Origin of the sequence: Cytobacillus gottheilii (assembly GCF_001636345.1) — a bacterium.
Classification (GTDB): Bacteria; Bacillota; Bacilli; order Bacillales; family Cytobacillaceae; genus Cytobacillus; species Cytobacillus gottheilii.
Map to the genome: position 1 here is coordinate 364,196 of NZ_KV440945.1, position 22,199 is coordinate 386,394.

Sequence of the window (22,199 nt, forward strand, 5' to 3'; positions counted from 1 at the left end):
AAGGAAGATTCAGCATGATCATAGATTTTCATACACATGTTAAACTGGCAAAAAGAGTGGATTTTGATATTGAATTTTTTAAAGAGGTTATTTTGAATGCACGAGAGGCAGGACTGACTGCAATCGCAATGACGGAGCATTTTAACACGAAAAATTACTATGAAATCTACGAGCAGCTCGATGAGCACTTTGATTATATAGATGATTATTACGATGTTGATGGCTTTAAAGTGTTTACTGGAATGGAAATTGATGTTTACGAAACAGGTCATATTTTATTCATAGGACATAAAGAGAGGCTTCTGCAAATCCGCAGGCTGCTTGATTTCCATACGGATAAGGAATCCTTTATCTCACTTCCGAACTTACTGGACTTAGGTGAGCATCATGACCTGCTGATGATTGGTGCCCATCCGTTAAGAGAAACAACACCATTGCATCATCATGATCCTGCTCTGCTCAAAAGGTTCCATGCTTTTGATTTGAATGGAAAAGATATGCATGAGCATGGGATAGAAGAAATGATGGAAGATGTTCTGTCGTTTGCTGCACAGCTGGACATTCCAGTCGTTTGCGGAAGCGACTCCCATCACCCTATCCACATTGGAGTTGTCAAAAATGTATTTGAAAAAGACTTTAGCACTGCCCAGGAAATCAGAGAAGCCATTAAAGGAAACCAGTATAAACGCTCCATTGCCCCAAATCTGCACACAAAAATTAATGCAGCTAAAATCGTTAAGAAAAAAATGAAAGAGGCATTAACCGTATAAAAAAACGGGAAAACAGATCGTGTTTCGCATTTCGCAACGGAAGCAGCAAAAGCCGGACTAGTCAGTAGGTGACAAGCCGGCTTTTGCTTTTTTAGTGAAATAATTACAGATATAGCCTTCATCCAATATCCAAAATAAAAAAGACCAGGAGAACCATCTACCTGGCCTTATCACAGTATTAATAAACTTTATCACCGTTGAAAATAGAGTTTTTCACGATTACGTAGTCTACAGTGCGAATGGAATCAAGTTTGTTTCCGCCAGCATATGAGATGGAGGATTGCAGATCCTGTTCCATTTCGGTTAATGTGTCCTGCAAAGCACCTTTATGCTCAACAAACATTTTTTTGCCTTCTACGTTTTTCTTTTCTCCCTTTTGGAACTCTGAAGCCGAGCCAAAATATTCTTTAACTAGTTTGCCGTCAATTTCAGTTGTTTCCCCAGGTGATTCCTCATGTCCCGCAAAAAGAGAGCCAATCATAACCATAGAAGCGCCAAAGCGGACTGATTTTGCAATATCGCCATGTGTACGGATACCGCCGTCAGCAATAATTGGCTTGCTTGCTGCTTTTGCACACCAGCGCAATGCTGCAAGCTGCCAGCCGCCAGTGCCAAAACCAGTTTTAATCTTTGTGATGCATACTTTCCCTGGTCCGATTCCGACTTTTGTTGCGTCTGCACCAGCGTGTTCAAGTTCTCTAACCGCTTCAGGTGTTCCAACGTTACCGGCAATGACAAAGCTTTCAGGTAAATGCTTCTTAATATGCTGAATCATACGGATTACGGCATTTGAATGACCATGTGCAATATCAATTGTAATATAGTCCGGCACAAGCTTCTCTGCCGCTAATTGCTCAATGAAGCCGTATTCTTCTTCTTTTACCCCAACACTGATTGAGGCAATTAAACCACGAGACTGCATATCTTTAATAAATGCAATACGTGTTTCCGGTTCAAAGCGGTGCATAATATAAAAATAATTATTTTCAGCTAAATAAGCAGCGATTTTCTCATCAATAATAGTCTGCATATTCGCAGGTACAACAGGCAGCTTAAATGTATGCTTGCCAAATTTAACAGATGTATCACATTCAGAACGGCTATCTACAATGCATTTTGCAGGAATTAACTGAATATCTTCATAATCAAATACATTATCCAAGGTTCAACACTCCTAAAAGCGAATATTATTATTGTGTTAGTTATTAAATGTTCGTACATACGGTAATTTACAGGATTTTTTTGCAGTTGTCAAAGGTTTTTACTTTTATTTAACTTATTCTTTACAGTAGAGTGGAGATAATTCTTCGTGTTTTTTACTAATTGAAGGGAGAATAAAGATGATCACTGTAATCGGCAGTATGAATATGGATCTTGTTACAATTACAAACAGAGAGCCTGCATTAGGCGAAACAGTTCTGGGAGAAAACTTTCTTACAGTGCCAGGAGGAAAGGGTGCTAATCAGGCGGTTGCGGCAGCAAAACTGGGGGCGTCGGTAAAAATGATTGGCTGTGTGGGAGACGATTTATTTGGTGAGCAATATATAAACCATTTAAAAGGCCATCAGATTAATATTGAGCATATTCGCAGTCTAAAGAATGAAAAAACGGGGATCGCCAGTATTACAGTTTGGAATAACGATAATAAAATTATAGTCGTGCCTGGAGCGAATAAGAGAATTACACCAGAAATGGTTGAGTCGCATAGAGAAGAGATATTAAAGAGCAGCTGGCTGCTGCTTCAGTTTGAAATACCGCTTGAATCGGTAGAAAGAGCATTAGAAATAGCTGCTGAAGGTCATGTAAATGTGATCGTCAATCCTGCTCCTTATCATGACATACCAGAAAATTGGATTGATAAAATTACCTATATCACGCCAAATGAAGCGGAGGCTAACCAGCTGTTTTCGGCATTTACAAACAAAGAAGCTCTTCTCTCAAAGCTGGTTATCACGAAAGGAAAAGACGGTGCGGAGTATTTTGATCAAGGAGAAAGAGTCTCGATACCTGCATTAAAAGTGGATGCAATTGATACAACAGGAGCAGGGGATACATTTACTGGTGCTTTAGCAGTTGCCCTTTCTGAGGGCTTGCCTTTAAAAGAATCCTGCCAATTTGCCGTTAAAGCAGCAGGTCTTTCTGTAACAAAACTTGGTGCCCAGGCAGGAATGCCAAGCAGGTCGGACTTGAATAAGTAAGCTCATAGCAGATAGTACAGTCATAGATAAATAAATCTCAGTAACACACTCCATGGACGCTTAAATTGCCTAAAAGACCAATTTAAATTACGCTTATAAGAAGAGGGGAATAATGAGAGAGGATGAAGAGAAATGCAGCAAAGTATTGATGATCTGATCAAAGGAAGACGCTCCATCAAGAAGTTTCAGGAGAAGCCAGTAGATCAAGAGGAAATCATTGACTTACTGGAGATAGCAAAATGGGCGCCAAATCACAAAATGACGGAGCCATGGCGTTTTCTTTTATATAGCGGGGAAGGAAAAGAAAAATTTATAGAAGCTTTTAAAGCAACTCAAGGCACTGGAGAGGAAGCGGCAGAAAAGGCAGCAAAAAAAGCGGCGTATTTCCGTTCAATTCCCATACATCTAGTTGTTATTATGCCGGAAGATCCTCGTCAAAAAACATGGGACGAAGATTATGGGGCTGTATCGGCATTTATTCAAAACTTCCAGCTTGCGGCTTGGGCAAGAGGAATCGGCATGATCTGGCGCACAAATGACTGGATTTACAATCCGGTTTTCCGTGAAAAAGTGGGTGTGCAGCCAGGCGAAAAGATCGTTGGCACATTAATGATCGGATATGCTGAACATGTGCCGGAAGCTAAGCCAAGAACTTCTATTAGAGAGAAGTTAGAAATTATTTCAGAATAATGATCCAAAAGCTGTCAGTTTTTACTAGGTTGACAGAACTACATGCTTTATTGTAGCCTATGAATATATGAAAACTGAATAAACCTCACTTTTCGGTGAGGTAGAGGTGCGGTATTTAATAGTTTTTAGTTGAGCGTGAGCAGCGATGATGCTAAAAAGAAGGAAATCCCGCCGAAGTGTGCAATATGCTCAAGTATTGGATGCTGGGTCTGCAGTTAAGAGCTGCAGGACTGTCTCGGTAAACTTCCCGGTTTACTCGAGGTGTGCTATCTCTTTAAGGGAAAAGTGGAGGATTTAGGCTAACTATGTATACAAAGACCTGAGTTCATCTCAGGTCTTTTTTGTTGTGTGCCCGGCATGGGTGCAGGCTCTAGGGTGCGAGTCCCGAACGGCGAAGGCAGTAGTAGCCGTAGCTTAAGACAAGGATATGCGGGGTGACCCTCCTATCTGAAGGAAGTCGGCGGCAAACTTCCGCTCTGAGGAACACGAATCTCATATGAGGCTAGATGACATTGGGTGAGTCTGCAATACAAGACAAAGTCCATACTGCCAAAGGTGTCACATAGTAAATGAGGCGGAGACATGGAAGGAAAGTCTGTACTCTTACCCGGGGAGAACCTGTCGATATGCCGTACTCATGCGGTAAGCCTATCCGTGAGGATAAGTTGAACGACAGGCGTCAGCAGAAGCCATAGTACTTATTCGCTTAAGAGGATAAGGAAGGGCTGAACCGGTTATGGAAAATAGGAACTAGGCGTATCTTTCCATTCGATGAAACAGAAAACATAGTACCTGTTTAATGAAAGAAACGGTGAATCCGCGGGGGTCATTAAACAGGGTGGAGAATGAAAAGGACACAAACAGAACACCTATTTACGCGGGAGGTTATATCAATGTTAATGGAACGAATCATGTCACGGGAAAACCTACTTAATGCGATTAAAAGAGTAGAAAAGAATAAGGGAAAACATGGAGTGGACGAAATGCCCGTCACTGCTCTTCGTGGACATATTATGCTCAACTGGAGCGAACTGCGAAAATCCCTCTTCGAGGGAACCTATATCCCATCCCCCGTCCGTCGAGTCGAAATCCCGAAACCAGACGGCAAAGGGAAGAGGAAACTGGGAATCCCAACCGTGACAGACCGTTTCATTCAACAAGCAATCACCCAAGTGCTTACCAGAATGTATGACCCTAGTTTCTCTGAATGTAGCTTCGGCTTTCGCCCTAACAGGCGAGCGCACCAGGCTGTTAAATTAGCCCAAAGCTATATAGAAGAGGGTTATCGATGGGTAGTCGACATTGACCTTGAAAAGTTCTTTGACAAGGTTAACCACGATAGATTAATGAGTAAATTAGCCATGAGGATAAAGGATAGTACTCTCCTCAAACTAATAAGACGGTTCTTAACCTCTGGTGTTATGGAAGGCGGACTTGTCAGTCCTAACCTTGAGGGGACACCGCAAGGTGGACCTTTAAGCCCTTTACTTTCGAATATTGTGTTGGATGAACTGGATAAAGAACTGGAGCGCAGAGGACATCGCTTTGTCCGCTACGCCGATGATTGTAATATCTATGTGAAATCTAAAAGAGCTGGAGAAAGAGTTATGAAGGCAATGACCCATTTTATCGAGAGGAATCTTAAACTGAAGGTTAACAAGGATAAAAGTGCTGTAGACCGCCCTTGGAAAAGGAAATTTCTTGGGTTCAGTTTTACAAGTAATCTAAAACCGAAGGTGAGAATATCTCCCCAATCAGTTAAACGGTTTAAAGATAAAATAAGAAAGCTTACAAGCAGACGAAGGTCAATTGCCATGGAAGATAGGATTCATAACCTTAACCAATATCTAGTGGGATGGGTTAATTATTATCATTTAGCAGATACCCGTTCAGTAATCGCAAAACTCGAAGGATGGCTTAATCGAAGGTTAAGAATGATTCGATGGAAGGAATGGAAACTTCCCCAAACGAAGGTCAAGAAACTTATTAAACTAGGTGTTTCGAAAGGGAAAGCATATGAATGGGGAAATACAAGAAAGGCTTATTGGAGGATATCCAAAAGTCCAATTCTTCATAAAACATTAGGGAAAGCCTACTGGCTTTCCCTTGGGTTAAAAAGTATTTCTGCTAGATATGACTTACAGCGTTCGACTTAATCGGAACCGCCGTATACGGAACCGTACGTACGGTGGTGTGAGAGGGATAAATGGAGGTTAATCGCCTCCCCCTATCTCAATTTTTATTAAAAGAAAAAAATGGGGGTCAGAAAAATATGAGAAAAAAATTATCGTTTTTAAGTGTATTGGCACTTGCGGCAGTATTGCTTTTAGCAGGGTGTGGAACTAGCTCAGATGAGGGTTCTGCGGGATCAGGATCAGAGTCTGATACGGAGAAGGATGTATTCCGTGTTGGTCTTGAAGCAGGTTATGCACCATTTAACTGGACACAAATGGATGATGCAAATGGCGGTGTGAAAATTGATGGAAACGCTGAATTTGCAGGCGGCTATGATGTAGAAATTGCGAAAAAAATCGCTGAAGGCTTAGGGAAAGAGCTAGTGATCGTTAAAACGGAGTGGGATGGTCTTGTACCTGCCTTAACTTCTGATAAAATTGATGCAATTATCGCAGGGATGTCACCAACTGAAGAAAGAAAGCAAACAATCGATTTCTCAGACAACTATTATAAATCCGACCTTGTTATGGTAGTGAAAAAAGGCGGAGACTATGAAAATGCCACTTCTATTCAAGATTTCAGCGGTGCAAAAGTAACGGCTCAATTGAATACGTTCCATTACTCAGTTATTGAACAAATTGATGGCGTTGAACAGCAGCCGGCAATGGATAACTTCCCTGCTATGCGTGTTGCGCTAGAATCTGGCGTAATTGACGGCTATGTTTCCGAGCGTCCTGAAGGTGTGAGTGCTTCTTCTGCAAATGAAAACTTTGCAATGGTTGAATTTACAGAAGGCTTTGAAACATCTGAGGACGATACAGCTATTGCTGTAGGTGTTGCAAAAGACAGCGAGCTAACTGAAAAGATCAATGAAATTTTAGCAGGAATCTCTGAAGAAGAGCGTGTAGAAATTATGGATGAGGCGATTAAAAATCAGCCAGCAGCTAACTAATAACGCTGCACGGCCGGCTGCATGACATGACATGTAGCCGGCTTCTTTTTTGACATATTCATTAAAAAAGGAGGATCACCATGAGTCTCGATTGGATGATACAAATCATACAGTCAAACTGGCCGATGTTTTTGCGCGGAGCTGGTTGGACGTTAGTCATCGCTTTAACAGGAACGATTATTGGATCGCTCATTGGTTTGCTGGCAGGAGTAGTTCGAACAATACCTGCTCCTGAAAAAGGAATAAAAAAGAATCTGCTTAAACTGATCAATGCCATTTTAACCATTTATATTGAATTTTTCCGCGGCACACCAATGATTGTACAGGCAATGGTCATTTTTTATGGCTCTGCACTTGCCTTTAATTTTCATATGAACCCGATTATTGCGGGTATTGTGGTAGTAGGAATTAATACAGGTGCATATATGGCTGAAATTGTACGCGGAGGCATTATTTCGGTCGATAAAGGCCAATATGAAGCGGCGCAGGCAATCGGCATGAATCATGTGCAGACCATGATTCATGTAGTTATGCCGCAAGTAATCCGCAATATTTTGCCGGCAACAGGGAACCAGTTCATTATTAATATTAAAGACACGGCTGTATTAAGTGTTATTTCTGTAACAGAATTATTTTTCCAGACGAAAACGGTGGCGGGCAATAATTTCCGCTATTTCGAATCATTCTTTGTCGCGTGTATCATTTACTTTATTATGACGTTTGCGATTACTCTCATCCTGCGCTACTTTGAACGCAAACTCGAGGGACCGGATAACTACACTGTGATCGGCAATAACTTGCATGTTGAAACAGCAGAAGATATGAAAAAGAAAGCCAATAAAGGGATGTAATTTCTTGACTGAGAGGAGGAACATATATGGAAACAATCATTGAAATCCAGCGCTTAAGCAAATCATTTGGTTCGCATGAGGTTTTAAAGGATATTCATTTTTCTGTGGAAAAAGGTGAAGTTGTTACAATTATCGGCTCTTCAGGCTCGGGAAAATCAACACTGTTGCGCTGTGTAAACTTACTTGAAAAACCAAGCGGCGGCCAGATTATTTATAATGGAGAAAATATCTTGGATGACCGTCATGATATCCACCAATACCGCCGAAAGCTGGGGATGGTTTTTCAGCAATTTAACTTGTTCAATAATCATGATGTATTAAATAACTGTATGGTCGGACAAATAAAGGTATTAAAGCGTTCAAAGGAAGAAGCGGAACAAATTGCACGCAAATACTTGCGTGTTGTAGGGATGGAAAATTACATTAATGCCAAGCCGCGCCACTTATCAGGCGGACAAAAGCAGCGTGTTGCTATCGCACGTGCCCTTTCAATGGAACCAGATGTAATGCTTTTCGATGAACCGACATCTGCGTTAGATCCTGAAATGGTTGGCGAAGTATTAAAAATTATGAAAGAGCTCGCTGGAACAGGCTTAACCATGTTAATCGTTACACATGAAATGGAATTCGCAAGAGAAGTCTCTGACCGTGTTGTATTTATGGACAAAGGCGTCATCGCGGAAGAAGGACCTCCAGAAAAAATCTTTAACAATCCTGACCAGGAGCGTACAAGAGAGTTCTTAAAACGGACATTGAAGACTGTATAAGATGTTGGAGAAAAGACTTGGACATAAGTATTAAGCCTTTGTTATACATCCGGATGATTAGAAAACAACATTTTCTAATCATCCGGTTTTTTATTTGTTAATTGATCATATATCATTCAAACATGAGTGAAATGGAGCGGAGGCCCCTCGACTCCTGCGGGCTGAAGAGCAAAGGGTGAGACCCCGCAGGAACGCGGAGTGACGAGGAGGCTCAGCTTGCTCCCCGCGGAAAGCGAGGGTCCGAAGCGCAATGAAACGGGCTTGTATAAATATGCAATTAATTCAATAGTTTCCTATCAAACATAAATATTTTCCTATTAAACTTATTGAATTTCCTATCAAAACCAGTGGATTTCCTATTACTTTTCCCATTGAGCACTTTTTTTGACCACTATAGGGAAAGAATATATATTGGAATTATTAAACATTGACCTATCAAGGATCAAAATAACACACTGCTTGGAGAGTTATCAAACAACGTTTGCAGCCTGGAAATTAAACATAAGGAGAGAATTGTTATGACCCATTTTATGGATGTTTTAAAAGGCAGAAGATCAATTCGAAAATATGATCCTGAGGTAAAAATCAGCCGGGAAGAGATGGAGGAAATTTTAACGGAAGCAAGCTTAGCTCCTTCATCCCTTAATTTGCAGCCTTGGCGCTTTCTTGTAATTGAAAGCCCTGAAGCAAAGGCAAAACTTGCGCCGCTTGCTAAATTTAATCAATCACAAGTGCAAACATCATCTGCGGTGATTGAGGTATTTGCTGATCTGCAGAGTCATACGTATGCAGAAGAAATTTTCACAAAATCAGTTGAACTTGGCATTATGCCTGAGGAAGTAAAAGAGCGCCAAATTCAATCAATCTCAAAAATTTATTCCACATTGCCAGAGCAAATCAATAAAGAGCTTACGCTTGTTGATAGCGGTCTGGTATCGATGCAGCTTATGCTTGCAGCAAAGGCGCATGGGTATGACACGAACCCAATCGGCGGCTTTGAAAAGGATCAAATTGCTGAAGCGTTTGATATGGATAAAGACAGATATGTACCAATTATGCTCATTTCAATTGGTAAAGCAGATGAAGAGGGATACCAATCTTACCGTCTGCCTGTCAATACAATTGCACAATGGAAATAAGAAAATGCCCAAGAATGATCAGACATTCTTGGGCACTTTTTATTTTCGATCACTCTCCTTCATAACCTCCATATAAAAAGCAATTGCATTCAAATAATTATCAATGCTGACATGTTCATTTGTGCCATGCATCCTTGTTAAATCTTCTGAGGTGATGAGAACGGGCAGAAAACGATACGTATTATCAGCGATACGGTCATAATGCTTTGCGTCTGATCCGGCAAACATTAAGTATGGAACCATAACAGCATCGCTGTAGACATTGCGGGCAGCCTGCTGAATGGTTTGGAACTGCCAGCTGTCTGTCGAGGATACACTTGTTGCCTCGCTCCCAGTTACAGACACAGAGATTTCATCGTCATCAATGGTTTCTTCAATAAACTTTTTCACATTCTCAAGCGATTCGCCTGGCATGACACGAAGATTAATAATGGCCGTCGCCTGTTCAGGCAGCGCATTATATTGCTCACCAGCCTGGAAGGCGGTTGGTGCAATGGTTGTTCGAATTAAGGCGGCAGTAGCTGGCTGTTTTAGTAAAATCGATTCAATAATCGGTTCAAAAATAAACTTATTTGCAAACACATATCGCATGCCGAAACTCATTTCTGGTGCGGCAAATTCAAATAAGGTTTCACCTGGACCGCGCAGATCTGCTTTAAATTGAGTATTCTCAAGCTTTGCAATTGCACTGGCGACTCGGCCGATATTGGTATGATCCTTTGGCTGAGAAGAGTGCCCTCCGCTTCCGGAAATGGTCAGTTCAGCAGTAGCCGAACCTTTTTCTGACACACCTACCACACCAACAGGCTGTTCAACGCCAGGAACCATATTTCCCACGATCGCTCCGCCTTCATCAAGAACAAAATCAAATGTCACTCCCCGTTCTTCAAGCAGATCGACAATCGCAGCCGCTCCTTCATCTCCACCTATTTCTTCATCAAAACCAAACATAAAATACACATCTCTTTTCGGTGCATAGCCCTCCTCTAAAAGATGTTCTGCAGCTTCAAGAATTCCAATTACCCCAATTTTATCGTCCAAGGTGCCGCGTCCCCAAATTTCTCCGTCGGTAACAGTACCGCTAAATGGACCTTGCTCCCAGTTTGCTTCGGTTCCTTCAAGAACAGGGGCCACATCATAATGACTGGTTAAACCAATTGGTTTTTTGCCGGATTCGCTTCCAGACCATTTGTAAATTAGCGCATAATCGTTTACTTTCTCTACCTCAAGCTGCTGATGAACAGCCGGATATGTGTCTTCTAAAAATTCAATAAAGCGCTCAAACTCTGGATAATCAAAGGCAGTTCGATCCTGATAGGAAATGGTTTTGAAGGTAAGCGCTTCCGAAAAATGACGTATAGCTTTGTCTTCATCAAGCGCTACTTCAGCTTTATTTGGTTCAGGCTGCCTTGACTCTGTCATAAAGGTACGTGTTACTGTAACAATGGCGAATATAAGCAAAAAGACACCAACTATTAATAAATTCATTTTCCATCTCCCCATACAAAACCCCCGAAACTCTTTTTATATTATTTTATACTATTTTTATAATATTTAGAATTTTATTCTATATTTTTGACATAACTTCTTTCTAGGTTGTTCGAACAACTTATAGTTTGACAACAGTTCGTTTACACTAAGTAATAAATGCTTGAAAAAGCTATTTAGAAAATATATCGGGCAATATAGTATGATAGGTAATAAACAGCAGAAATGGGGAATCTTCATGCATCATGCCATCATTGAAGAAAGAAGAAATGGAAGTGTTGAAAATGTCCATTTTGGGATTATTGCAGGTGTGAACGACAAGAAAGAAACAGTCCGGCAATTTGGAGATATCAAGCAGGATGTTTTCTTTCGATCAGCGGCTAAACCGATTCAAGCACTGCCTTTATTGCTAACAGATATCATTGAAAAATATGGAGTAACGGATGAAGAGGCCGCGCTGTTTGGCGCTTCTCAGCGCGGAGAGCATTACCATATTGCAGCACTGGAGTCATTGCTGAATAAATTGCCTGTTCGTGAAGAAGAACTGCTCTGTCCCCCGTCCTATCCATTAAATAAGGGACCTTATGAGGAAATGCTTCGAGAAGGCAAAGAAAAACGGCGTCTCTATCATAATTGTGCAGGCAAGCATATCGGCTTTGCCGCTGTCTGCAGGGAATTAGGATATGAGGTAAGCGGCTATTGGAGACAGGAGCACCCGCTGCAGAAGCAAATCAATGACATTTTTTCTGAGCTGTCAGAAATTCCTCTTGACCTAATCAAGGCAGGGACGGATGGCTGTGGTGTTCCTGTATTGGCAATCCCTCTGGAAAATATGGCTTTAACTTACTTAAAACTGGCATGTCCAGATATGATTAAAGATTCCGCATTAAGATCAGCTGTTCAAAAGCTTGGAGCAATCATGAACAAGGAGCCAAATATCATTGCTTCACATCATTTTATTTGCTCTATTCTGCTTCGGGACGATAATATCTTTGCTAAAGGGGGAGCACAGGGTGTATACTGCTTTGGGTTAAGAAAAGAGCGCCTTGGCTTTGCTTTAAAGGTGATCAATGGATCCGAAGAAGTGTGGCCAAATATTGTTGCTTCTATCTTAGAGCAGATTGACTATAGCAATAAAGAAACCATTCGGAATTTAAGGGCACTTAAGCCCAATTCAGTGAAAAATGATTCAGGCCATGAAGTAGGCACGATCCATGAAGTTTTTCAATTAAAGGAGTTATAAAACATATGTTGATAGAAGTCATTGCGGATACGCTAAACGATGCAATACTAGCAGAAAAAGCAAGAGCAGATCGAATTGAGTTAATTACAGCTGTTGGAGAAGGCGGGCTTACCCCGAGCTATGGCTTGATTGAGGCGGTTTGCCATGCTGTTTCGATTCCTGTCAGTGTGATGATCCGTCCGCATAGCAGGAGTTTTACATACACACAGCAGGATGTAGCAATCATGAAATCAGACATTAAAGCATGCAGAGATATTGGGGCAGCGGGAATTGTGATCGGAGCAATAACTGCAGAGAATAAAGTCGATGAAGAGGCTCTTTCTGTTCTGCTGGAAGATACAGAAGGCCTGGATGTTACGTATCATCGTGCTTTTGATCAAGTAGAGAATCAATTGGAAGCATTAGAAGTGTTAAAGTCTTACAAACAGATATCCCGTATTTTAACATCTGGAGGAGCAGAAAAAGCTCCACAGGCAAAAGAACAGCTGCAAGAGCTGATAAATTCCTGTGAAGGCAGCCATTTGACGATTATGCCGGGATCAGGCATAACACCAGAGAATATCGAGGCCTTTTTACAAGATGTTTCACCTTATGAAATTCATGTTGGCTCAGGTGTACGGAAAAATAGAAGCCTATTGCATGAAATCGATGTGGAACTGCTTCAAACATTTAAGGAGCTCTGTAAAAGAGCAGGTGCCTAAAAATAAAGGCATAGCGGTATGTTCCGCTATGCCTTTTGTTATATTCCTTTAAATCTATTTAGCGCTGTGTTATTTCGCTAAACTCTCAGAGAACTGCTTTTCCTTCCAGATGACGGTAATGAGAAGTCCAACTACGATTACCACACCTGAGAAGAGATAAGGGTAATGAATATTCACATCGAATAGAATACCGCCAATAGCTGGACCCACAATATTGCCGAGACTCGTATATGTTGAGTTCATGCCGGCCACAAAGCCCTGCTCCTCTCCAGCTGCTTTAGACAGGAATGTCGTTAACGCTGGACGCAAGAGATCGAAAGCAAGAAAAACGAAGCATGTGACAGCTAAAACAGCAAAATAGCCTGAGATAACGGTTGATAAAAATGCAGAAACAGCACCAACGATCAAGCAAAGCTGAATGAGCTTCTTTTCCCCAAACAGATCAATCAATTTCCCAAACAAAAATAACTGAAAGATAACACCAAAGATGGAACTGATCGTAATAATACCCGCAATATCTTTTGGTGTGAATCCAAATTTATGATCTGAGAATAAGCTGAAAACTGTTTCATAGGCAGATAATCCAAATGCAAGTACAAATACAATTAAAAAGGCAATAAAGTATAATGGCCGAATTGATTTTTTAAGATCATAGAAGAAATTAGATTGTGCCTGATTGTTTGCTAATTCAGCAAGCTTCTCCTTAGAAAGCGGCTCTTTTAATATAAAGGCCGATAGAATACAAGCTGCAAAAGCAATGCCAGCTGCAAAAAAGAATGGAAGCCGAACACCATATTCGCCTATAAACCCGCCGATTCCAGGGCCAATAATAAATCCAGTGCTAATAGCCGCAGAGACATATCCCATAGCCTTAGGACGGTCTTTCAGGGACGTGATGTCTGCTACATATGCAGTAACACCTGGCATTATAAAGGCTGCACTAAACCCTCCTAATATTCTGGATAGATAAAGGACAGGCACACTTTTGCCTAAACCGAAGATAAGCTCAGATACCCCAAATAAGAAGAGTCCAAGAATAATGATTTTTTTCCGCCCAAACCGGTCGACCCAGCGCCCGGCGAACGGTGACATCACAAGCTGGGCAACGGCAAACATGGCGACCAGATAGCCCATCGTCGCGCCTGACAAATGCATAATATTCATAAATGACGGCATGACAGGAATAATGAGTCCAATCCCTAAAAAAGCAATGAAAACATTACTAAGAAGGATGACTAATACTGCTTTTTGATTTTTCATAATGAACACCTCTTTTTCTACGATGAAATTCCTCTCCAAAAGATGGACCAGGATGCTTCCAGCTTTTTACATAATCTTTTTTCATCATTTACATATACAAGTTCTAGAAGAATTGAATCGACGACCCCAATAAAGGCGAGAGCAGGTATGGAAGGATCACTATTGTGAATCAGCCCTTTTTCAATCCATTCACTAAATCGTTTTTCAATGACCACTTGCATTTGATCTTCCAAGTCCACAACTTCTTCTGTGATGGCTTCAGCCAAGTGTGCGGGCGGAAAAAAGGACATACGCAGCCAAAACTTCAGATGCTCATTCTTCTGAAACAGATCAATGACAAGCTGAAGATAACCATATAAAGATTGTTCTGGAGCTTCATCCAATGTTGATTGAAAATAAGTTAACTTTGAAGAAAGTTCCGTATCCTTTGCATCGCGCAGCACTTGAAGAAACAAATCATCTTTCCCTTTAAAATGTCCATAAATGGATTGCTTCTTAATGCCAACCTCATCTGCTATTTGTGAAAGAGAAGCCCCTTCATATCCATGAATGGTAAAAAACTTTAAAGCAGCTTCCTTAATTTCCGTACTTTTCAACTCAACCACCTCGAATCTAACGAACGTTCGTCAGTTATCTTACCAAATACTCTGCAAAGAAGCAAGGTGGTTGGATGTTTTTTTCTGTTCCAGCACATTACCTATAAAGAAGATTCTGCTGCTGGAACTCAAAAAGGCAGCAAACCATTAGGAAAATGTAATACAAAAAACCAAGCAGTCTATTTCAACTAGTGAAATAGACTGCTTGGTTTTTAAATTAAAGTGCTTCCCGAATGACACGCTTATAATACATTAGAGAAAGCACCCCAAAGATTGAATACAATCCAGTATAAACGACCATAACAATCAGCATTGGTGTCCACAGATCGTTCCCGAAAAAGAACCAGCCCGATTGCACGGCAAAATAACTATGAGAGAGACCCAGCACAAGCGGAATTCCAAAGCTGAATAATTGCTTTGCTTGTATACCGCGCAGCAGATCCCATTGCGTAAACCCGAGCTTGCGCAGAATGACATAACTTGGCTTCTCATCTTCACTTTCGTCCATCTGTTTAAAATAAAGGATACACCCGGAAGTAATCAGGAAGGTTAGTCCTAAGAAGCCGACAATAAACATCGCAAGACCCATCACAAGCTTTTGCGAAGCACTGCTGTTCATCCTGGACATATTCATGCCCTCAGCATCAGCGAATAGGTCATTAAAAACTTCATTTGCAAGTTCATATTGTGCTTCTTCCTTAATATTCATCCCAATATAAGTAGATGTTTCAAGCTGTATTTCAGGATCCAGATCATTCTGAAGCTGTGTAAAAACAGCTTCATCTACAATCGCGGCAGGGAATCCTCCGCCTGAAAAAAAGTAGGGAACAACCGATTGTTTCTCAAGCCCAATATAGCGCAGATCCATGGAAGAAGATTTTGAAAAAAGAGTAATATTGCCTTCGTCCTCGAAATTATAAAATCTGCCTAAAGCATCATTATATCCAGCAAATAATACTTCGTCAGCTTCAGCATCAATTTCTTCCAATGCTTCATCACTGACAATTCCCATTGAGACATTAGCAGGGTCAAAGTTCATTTCTTCCAAGGCGGAGTCCATAATATCTCCAATATTTAAATTCGCCTGCAAAACTTCAATCTCTTTTTGGCTATAATCAATATTTTCTGCATCAAGTTTTGCTGTAAATGCTGCAGCATCTTCTGAATCAGCTAATGTAAACATATCTGGCTGACTGCTGGCTGCACCGTTATCCACCGAATAATACGAAATATAACTTAAGCTCAAGAGTCCAATTGCCAGGGCTGATACCGTTGTAATGATCGATAACAGCATCGCATTCGACCTCATGCGAAACATGATGGAGGATAGTGAAAGAACTTCATTAATATTTAAGTAACCATTTTTACTTTTCCGTATTAAATTAAAGATAAAGCTGACCGAGCCTTTAAAAAACAAATACGTGCCAATAATCACGGATGCCAGTATAAAGATCATCGCCATGAATAAACGATTCATATTGGTAAAATCACCGCTAAATAACTTAGAAGAAACATAATAGCCAGTTAAAATTAGGGTGATTCCGACAATTCCAATTAGAATTTCAAATATGGATAGCTTCCGGGCACGAGTCTCTGTAGACGATGTCACCTTAAATAGAGATAAGATGCTTTGCCTTTTAATAAACAAATAGTTCATGAGCATGATCAGCAGATAAATAACTGCAAATACAATAGCTGTTTGAAGAAGCGCCTCTGGTGAAAACCGCAGCTCTGCAAGCATATCAATATCAATAATTTTGAAAAGAATCATCAGTATCAGTTTTGAAAAAGCAAAGCCTGCTCCAATACCGATTATGACGGATGCAGAATACAGCAGGAAATTTTCCAAAGTCAAAATCCGAAATATTCTCCCTTTGGTCATCCCGATCAGTTGAAATAATCCAATTTCCTTGCTTCGTCTTTTGATGAAAAGATTATTTGCATAAATTAAGAAGATGGAAACAATAGCGACAAGCAGAACTGATGCAGCCCGCAGTGCCGCGCCGCCTTTTATGGATCCTGTCATTTCATCCATGGAAGGATCGTATTGCAGCGTCACAAAGGAAAAATAGAGAGCCGAGCTAAAAATAAGCGCAAACACATATAAATAATAATTTTTTAGGTTTTTCTTTAAGTTGCGAAAAATTAGCTGGTTAAGACTCATGCTGGACGCCTCCTAAAACGGCCTGTGTTTTCATAATATCCTTGAAAAATGCCTGCCTGTCCTGCTCACCCTTCGTCAGCTGTGTATAAATCTGCCCATCTTTTATGAAAATAACACGCGAGCTGTAGCTTGCGGCGACAGGATCATGTGTCACCATCGCAATGGTAGAACCGCGCTTCATATTTAATTCGCTTAATTTATTCAGCAGGTCTGATGCTGATTTCGAATCAAGTGCACCAGTAGGCTCATCAGCAAAAATAATGCTCGGTTCATGAATAAACGCACGTGCTGCAGAAGTACGCTGCTTTTGCCCGCCTGAGATTTCATTCGGATACTTATGCTCAATCTCACGAATGCCAAGCTCCGATGCAAGGGAATGGAAAAGGGAATCAGCCGCTTTTCTTGATACCTTCGCAATCGAGAGCGGAAGCAGGATATTTTCCTTCACCGTTAAAGTATCGAGCAGGTTATAATCCTGAAAAATAAATCCCAAACTCTTTTTGCGAAATTCAGCAAGCTGTTTTTCCTTTAGAGATGTGATTTCTTTGCCCTCAATTTTGATGCTTCCAGTACTTACGTGATCAATAGAGGAAAGGACATTCAGCAATGTCGTTTTACCGGATCCGGATGCACCCATAATACTAAGGAATTCTCCTTTTCCAATGCTGACATCAATCCCTTTTAAAACCTCTTGTTTGTTAAATTTATTTCCATAGCTTTTATATATTTTTTGAGCCTCTAAAATGACCATATTCGTTCCTTCCTTTCATTCTGTAAATTTGTCTTTATTATAAAATGGGGGAACATTCTTTACCTTCGATCGGACGAACAAATGATAAAAGCATGTGACATTCTTGTCACATGCTTGAAACGTATATATATAGATTAATGCAATGCTTTCATATCTACAAAATCATTCTTTTTAGGAAAGGTTAAAGTAAGGGTAGTACCGCTGCCCATAGCTGATGTTACATCAATATGAATGAGCAGGGAGTCTGCTGCTTTCTTCGCTAAATAGAGGCCCATTCCAGTTGCAGCGCTATTCTGATGCTGTTCAGTTGATGTGAAGCCTTTATCAAATATACGGGGGAGATCTTTTGCACTTATGCCTTTGCCAAAATCCTGCACTTGAAGGATATGCTGATCACCTTTTCTTTCGCTTCTTACAATAATATCCCCTTGTTCACTATACTTAATTGCATTAGACAGGATTTGTCTAAGGATAAAGCCAAGCCATTTCGCATCCGTATATACCTCTTCTTCATGCAGATCAATGTGAAAGCCAAGCCCTTTTTGCATGCACCATGCCCGCAATGTTTGGATCTCTTCAAAAACAATCGGTTCTAACTCTGTTTTCTCGATATATAAATCATTCTGCATAAAAGGCAGCCGTTTCTTATGGAGCTGCTGATCAAGCAGCAAATGAACCCGCAGCCATTCATATGTCATTTGCTTCTTCATCGTTTCATCATCCAGACGATCAATCATAAGCTTCAAGGCAGTTAACGGCGTTTTCACCTCGTGAATCCATGCTAATAAATCGTCCTTCTCTTGTTCAAGCAGGATAAAATTTTGAGCTGCCTCTCGCTTTAGCAGAGCCGTCTGCTCTGTGATGGTTTCCTCAACTAGCTTCTCAAATGGACTTTCAGCTTGAATAATGCCTGTAATATCGAGATTATACTCTCTATCTGCAAGACTTCGGTAAAATTTTGTTTCTTTATGGTAACGAACAGTCAAAAAAATGGCGAACAGAAGGAATGACAGCAAATGTATGTACAGCACAGAGCCAACAGGAATACTTGAATCAATAAAGACTATAAAAAGAATCAAAAACTGTGTTGCGAAAAAAAGAAGGATCCAGCTCAATCTTTCACGTAAATAAGTGCCAATCATCATGAAACTTCCTCTTCCAGCGCCACATAGCCTTGTCCGACCTTTGTCTCAATCTGCTTGCCTAAATCAATTTCATCAAGCTTTTTCCGCAAGCGATTTACATTGACAGTAAGTGTATTGTCGCTGATAAATCGTTTATCGTCCCACAAGCTATTCATTAATGAATCTCGTGTAACAATGGAATTTTTCTTCTCAATCAGCAGTTTTAAAATAAAGATCTCATTCTTGGTCAGTTCAATCGTTCCATGTTCATTAGAAACTGTGTTTTTTTCAAAGTCAACAGCAGCTCCGCACCAGGTTCTAAATTCTGACTGACTTGAACTGTAATTGTAGACGCGTCTTAAAATAGCCTGAATTTTAGCAATGAGAACCTCAAAGTGAAATGGCTTCTGGACAAAATCATCTGCGCCAAGCTGCATGGACATCACCATATCAGTTGGGTGATCACGGGATGACAGAAAAATAATCGGTACGTTTGAAACAGCACGAATCACTCTGCACCAGTGAAAACCATCAAATTTAGGGAGCTGTATATCAATGATGACAAGATCAGGCTTTAATTGTGAAAATTCGGCTAAAACATTGCTGAAATCTTGTACACCATGAACAGTATAAGACCATTGACCAAGCCGTTCTTTTATCTCTGTGTACAAGGAAGTATCATCCTCAATCAGCAAAATAGAAAACATGTTACGCACTCTCCTTTATGATGTTTATTCTAAAGGAAAAAGTTTCTAAATGACAAGCAGCAGCTAGGCAAGCGGGGGAATGATTCGCAATGGAAAAAGCCAGCTGAAATTGAGGCTAAATACTTTCTCTTAGAGAGAATGATTTCTGCGGTCCATGTGAAAAATAACTTGGAATGATGAATTGTAAACTTTCATGGAGGGAAAAGGATGTCAAAGCGAACTGCAATCACTTCTTCTGAAATAGGCATACTCTGGATGACATATAAGCAGAAAACCATGATTACCCGCATTCTGGACTATTTTATTGAGCAAGCTGATGATGAGGAAGCAAAGGAAATAATGACAAGCCTGCAGAGTGAAATTAAGCCGTATATACAACGGATCGCTGATATTTTCAAAGAAGAAGGAATGGCGGTTCCTCTTGGTTTTACAGAAGCAGATGTGAATAAAGAGGTGCCAAAGTTATACGATAATGGCTTTGATATTATGCTTCTTCGCCTCTTAAAACAAATAAGCATGGGCATGCACACCTTAAACTTAACGATGGCGTATCGGGAAGATATTATAAACTTATTTAGAGAATTAACGGTCATCACACAGCGGTATTATGAGATTTGTACAGCATATTTATTGCAGCGAGGGCTATTAACGAGGTCTCCTAGTGTACCAATGCCAGTTAAAGTAGACTTTGTTAAAGACAACAGCTATTTAGGCGGAATCAACCCTCTTGCCACTAAAAGATCTTTAAATACAGTGGAAGTTTCGCATATGTACCATGCAATTGAAGCAAATCTCTTTGGCATGACGCTCATTAAAGGATTTGCACAATGTGCTCATGAGCAAGCGGTGAAGGACTATTTTACAGAAGGCGGTAAAATAGCCCAGGAAATTATAAAGGACTTAACCCAGCTGCTGACTGCAAGTGATTTAAAGATTCCTGTGCCCCCAGGGGGGAATATTACCAAATCTATACTGGCTCCTTTTTCAGATAAGCTGATGATGTATTGTGTCAGTCTGTTCTGCAGCTTTTCATTAGGAGGCAATTCACTCGGCACAGCTTTTAGCTTAAGAAATGATATTGCAGCTACGCTGGCTGGAATCATGAAAGATGTTTTTGAATATGCCCATAAAGGGGCAAAATTGATGATTAAGCATAGCTGGATGGAAGAACCGCCTCCAACAAATTAACTAGCAAAAGGGTTTTCTCAAAGTATTGTGTATGGAGAGCCCTTTTGCTTTTATCGAGATGCTGTATGGCAGCAGGAAAAAATTCTTAATTTCGATTTAACTGAACGATTTCAGCGTCCGGATTAGGCTGGCCAGTTATTAAATCGCGCAGGATATGGGCTCCGAGCATACTGTATACTGTACCGTTTCCTCCATAGCCTAACAGGCAATAGGTCTGTTCTTTCTTTGGAATACGCCCGATAAAAGGAAGACCATCTGCAGACTCTCCAAAAACAGCTCCCCAGGAATAAGCAATCTCAATCGTTAACATAGGAAACAGAGACTGCACTTTTTCTTGCAGTTCTTTAGCATGATCTTCAATGGTGCGATCTTTTTTAGGCGCATTTGGTTTCTCTTCATCAAGCCCGCCAGCTATAATGCGTCCGTCTGCTGTTGTCCGCAAATACAGATACGGCCGTTTGGTTTCCCAAATCATTTCTCTGTCCTTCCAAGGTGATAAATCAGCAATTGGTTCAGTTGCTATGGCATAAGAACGATTGATTTCAGGTTCTGTACCAGGAAATGCAAGTGATTTATTATAACCGGTTGCAAATATTAGGTGATTTGCTTTTAAAACCCCTAAAGACGTCACGAGTTCGATTTCATTATCCTTTTCTCTTGTTTCTGTTACCTCAATATTCTCAAATAAATCAACATTTTCCTTTTTACTCAGCTCTGCTAAAATGTCTCGGTTAAATTTAAAAGGATTCACTTCAGCATCGCCGTGCGTTCTAAGTGCGGCAGGTTTTGTGAAAGGGTATTGCTCCCTGATATCCTCTTCTGATAAGTATTCGACCTCAAAACCATTTTCGGAAAGAGCCTGATATTCTTTCTTCAGCAGCTCAATGTGAGATTCTTCGCTTGCATAATAAAAGCTGCTTCTATCCAGAAAATCAGCTTCTGATCCGATTTCCTCAGCGACCTTTCTCAGCTGATCCATTGCTTCCCGGCAAAGCTGATAGAATCTGACGGCCTTGTCTTTGCCAATCTGCTGTATTAATTCAGAAAGCATGATGTCATTCGAATACTGCAGCAAACCAGTATTAGCCATTGTGCTTCCTGTGCCCATTTTCTGCTTATCAACAATAGCAATTCTTAAATCTTCTTTTGCCAGTATGTAACCACTTAATGCTCCTGACATGCCTCCGCCTATAATAATGACATCATAATGACTTTTTGGCTGTTTTCCTGTTTTTACTTCTATATCTTCAGTGATTTCTTCCCAAAATAATTTACCGTTATGAAGCTCCATATAAAATCCTCCTAATCTTTAACTCTAGGTAAAGATGACAGTATTTTTCCCCGCATCATTGTTTTATTAAACCATGAGTGTTAAGATCCTAATCTTCAATACCAGTGCAATCATAAAAGAGCAGGAAAAAGGCTGACAAACGCT

Annotated in this window: 20 protein-coding genes and 1 riboswitch; of the genes, 11 read left to right on the forward strand and 9 right to left on the reverse strand. The window is 40.5% G+C overall.

The window, feature by feature from the left end; genetic code table 11:
* Positions 1-14: 14 nt before the first annotated feature.
* The gene (locus A6754_RS01780) at positions 15-770 is read left to right on the forward strand and encodes a PHP-associated domain-containing protein (RefSeq protein ID WP_066442117.1); all 756 of its coding nucleotides are present in this window, start codon (positions 15-17) and stop codon (positions 768-770) included.
* Positions 771-948: 178 nt separating this feature from the next.
* Here A6754_RS01780 and guaC read toward each other — a convergent pair whose 3' ends face one another.
* Positions 949-1,932: a GMP reductase gene (gene guaC, locus A6754_RS01785; protein ID WP_066442119.1), complete on the reverse strand. Its 984-nt coding sequence runs from the start codon at positions 1,930-1,932 to the stop codon at positions 949-951.
* Between the two features lie 178 nt (positions 1,933-2,110).
* Between guaC and rbsK the strand changes: the two genes are divergently transcribed.
* The 7 genes from rbsK to A6754_RS01820 all read left to right on the forward strand — a co-directional run bounded on the left by rbsK (position 2,111) and on the right by A6754_RS01820 (position 9,542).
* Positions 2,111-2,968, forward strand: a complete 858-nt coding sequence (gene rbsK / locus A6754_RS01790) for a ribokinase (RefSeq protein ID WP_066442121.1) — start codon at positions 2,111-2,113, stop codon at positions 2,966-2,968.
* A gap of 132 nt (positions 2,969-3,100) precedes the next feature.
* Positions 3,101-3,658: a nitroreductase family protein gene (locus A6754_RS01795; protein WP_066442122.1), complete on the forward strand. Its 558-nt coding sequence runs from the start codon at positions 3,101-3,103 to the stop codon at positions 3,656-3,658.
* A 93-nt stretch (positions 3,659-3,751) separates the two neighbouring features.
* Positions 3,752-3,935: riboswitch (Lysine riboswitch) on the forward strand.
* 616 nt (positions 3,936-4,551) lie between these two features.
* The gene (ltrA, locus tag A6754_RS01800; RefSeq protein WP_066441994.1) at positions 4,552-5,814 is read left to right on the forward strand and encodes a group II intron reverse transcriptase/maturase; all 1,263 of its coding nucleotides are present in this window, start codon (positions 4,552-4,554) and stop codon (positions 5,812-5,814) included.
* Between the two features lie 116 nt (positions 5,815-5,930).
* On the forward strand, positions 5,931-6,785 hold the full coding sequence (locus A6754_RS01805) for a transporter substrate-binding domain-containing protein (protein ID WP_066451267.1): 855 nt from the start codon (positions 5,931-5,933) through the stop codon (positions 6,783-6,785).
* Between the two features lie 80 nt (positions 6,786-6,865).
* Complete coding sequence (locus A6754_RS01810; RefSeq protein WP_066442123.1) at positions 6,866-7,636, forward strand: amino acid ABC transporter permease; 771 nt, start codon at positions 6,866-6,868, stop codon at positions 7,634-7,636.
* A gap of 26 nt (positions 7,637-7,662) precedes the next feature.
* Complete coding sequence (locus A6754_RS01815) at positions 7,663-8,403, forward strand: amino acid ABC transporter ATP-binding protein (RefSeq protein ID WP_066442124.1); 741 nt, start codon at positions 7,663-7,665, stop codon at positions 8,401-8,403.
* A 518-nt stretch (positions 8,404-8,921) separates the two neighbouring features.
* Positions 8,922-9,542, forward strand: a complete 621-nt coding sequence (locus tag A6754_RS01820; RefSeq protein ID WP_066442125.1) for a nitroreductase family protein — start codon at positions 8,922-8,924, stop codon at positions 9,540-9,542.
* Positions 9,543-9,581: 39 nt separating this feature from the next.
* Here A6754_RS01820 and A6754_RS01825 read toward each other — a convergent pair whose 3' ends face one another.
* The gene (locus A6754_RS01825; RefSeq protein WP_180320183.1) at positions 9,582-11,030 is read right to left on the reverse strand and encodes a M20 family peptidase; all 1,449 of its coding nucleotides are present in this window, start codon (positions 11,028-11,030) and stop codon (positions 9,582-9,584) included.
* Positions 11,031-11,268: 238 nt separating this feature from the next.
* On the opposite strand from A6754_RS01825, the gene A6754_RS01830 reads away from it, so the two are divergent.
* Positions 11,269-12,273, forward strand: coding sequence for an asparaginase (locus tag A6754_RS01830; protein WP_066442129.1), 1,005 nt, complete (start codon positions 11,269-11,271; stop codon positions 12,271-12,273).
* 5 nt (positions 12,274-12,278) lie between these two features.
* Complete coding sequence (locus tag A6754_RS01835; protein ID WP_066442130.1) at positions 12,279-12,974, forward strand: copper homeostasis protein CutC; 696 nt, start codon at positions 12,279-12,281, stop codon at positions 12,972-12,974.
* A gap of 69 nt (positions 12,975-13,043) precedes the next feature.
* Here A6754_RS01835 and A6754_RS01840 read toward each other — a convergent pair whose 3' ends face one another.
* From A6754_RS01840 to A6754_RS01865, 6 genes are all read right to left on the reverse strand, one after another.
* Positions 13,044-14,234, reverse strand: a complete 1,191-nt coding sequence (locus tag A6754_RS01840; RefSeq protein ID WP_066442132.1) for an MFS transporter — start codon at positions 14,232-14,234, stop codon at positions 13,044-13,046.
* Positions 14,235-14,251: 17 nt separating this feature from the next.
* Entirely contained in the window at positions 14,252-14,830 is a 579-nt protein-coding gene (locus A6754_RS01845) for a TetR/AcrR family transcriptional regulator (protein ID WP_066442134.1), read from the reverse strand.
* Positions 14,831-15,047: 217 nt separating this feature from the next.
* On the reverse strand, positions 15,048-16,994 hold the full coding sequence (locus A6754_RS01850) for an FtsX-like permease family protein (protein ID WP_066442136.1): 1,947 nt from the start codon (positions 16,992-16,994) through the stop codon (positions 15,048-15,050).
* Complete coding sequence (locus A6754_RS01855) at positions 16,984-17,745, reverse strand: ABC transporter ATP-binding protein (protein ID WP_066442138.1); 762 nt, start codon at positions 17,743-17,745, stop codon at positions 16,984-16,986. The genes A6754_RS01850 and A6754_RS01855 overlap by 11 nt, the downstream gene beginning before the upstream one ends.
* Before the next feature lie 134 nt (positions 17,746-17,879).
* Entirely contained in the window at positions 17,880-18,887 is a 1,008-nt protein-coding gene (locus A6754_RS01860; protein WP_066451270.1) for a sensor histidine kinase, read from the reverse strand.
* Entirely contained in the window at positions 18,887-19,576 is a 690-nt protein-coding gene (locus A6754_RS01865; protein ID WP_066442139.1) for a response regulator transcription factor, read from the reverse strand. Before A6754_RS01865 ends, A6754_RS01860 begins: the two co-directional genes overlap by 1 nt.
* Before the next feature lie 207 nt (positions 19,577-19,783).
* On the opposite strand from A6754_RS01865, the gene A6754_RS01870 reads away from it, so the two are divergent.
* Positions 19,784-20,764, forward strand: coding sequence for a DUF3231 family protein (locus A6754_RS01870; RefSeq protein ID WP_066442140.1), 981 nt, complete (start codon positions 19,784-19,786; stop codon positions 20,762-20,764).
* An 85-nt stretch (positions 20,765-20,849) separates the two neighbouring features.
* Here A6754_RS01870 and A6754_RS01875 read toward each other — a convergent pair whose 3' ends face one another.
* The gene (locus A6754_RS01875; protein ID WP_066442141.1) at positions 20,850-22,055 is read right to left on the reverse strand and encodes an NAD(P)/FAD-dependent oxidoreductase; all 1,206 of its coding nucleotides are present in this window, start codon (positions 22,053-22,055) and stop codon (positions 20,850-20,852) included.
* Positions 22,056-22,199 lie beyond the last annotated feature (144 nt).